We start from the raw sequence: 695 nt of genomic DNA on the forward strand, positions 1-695 counted from the left end.
GAGGTCTACAACGCACCGGCTGCCGGCGTTGCGCTCGGCATGTACAACCTCGACGAATCGATCACCGATTTCGCCCGCGCTTCGCTGAACTACGGACTGCAGCGCAAGGTGCCGGTCTACCTGTCGACCAAGAACACCATCCTCAAGATCTACGACGGCCGGTTCAAGGATATCTTCCAGGCCATCTATGACGCGGAGTTCGCCGATCGCTTCAAGGAAGCGAAGATCTGGTACGAGCACCGCCTGATCGACGACATGGTCGCGTCGGCGTTGAAATGGTCCGGCGGCTACGTCTGGGCGTGCAAGAACTACGACGGCGACGTCCAGTCCGACATTGTGGCCCAGGGCTTCGGCTCGCTCGGCCTGATGACCTCGGTCCTGATGACGCCGGATGGCCAGACTGTCGAGGCGGAAGCCGCCCACGGCACCGTGACGCGCCATTACCGCCAGCACCAGAAGGGCCAGGAGACCTCGACGAACTCGATCGCATCGATCTTCGCCTGGACCCGTGGCCTCGCGCATCGCGCCAAGCTGGACGACAATGCCGAGCTGGCCAAGTTCGCCGACACGCTTGAAAAGGTCTGCGTCGAAACCGTCGAATCGGGCTTCATGACCAAGGACCTCGCGCTCCTCATCGGTCCCGATCAGCCATGGCTCTCCACCACGGCCTTCCTCGACAAGATCGACGAGAACCT

Annotated in this window: 1 protein-coding gene; it reads left to right on the top strand. The window is 62.0% G+C overall.

The features are described from left to right. A partial coding sequence (locus LH464_RS24435; RefSeq protein WP_226788987.1) for an NADP-dependent isocitrate dehydrogenase occupies positions 1 to 695 on the top strand: 695 nt, incomplete at both ends.

Source organism: Pseudorhizobium xiangyangii (assembly GCF_020531965.1).
Taxonomy (GTDB): domain Bacteria; phylum Pseudomonadota; class Alphaproteobacteria; order Rhizobiales; family Rhizobiaceae; genus Neorhizobium; species Neorhizobium xiangyangii.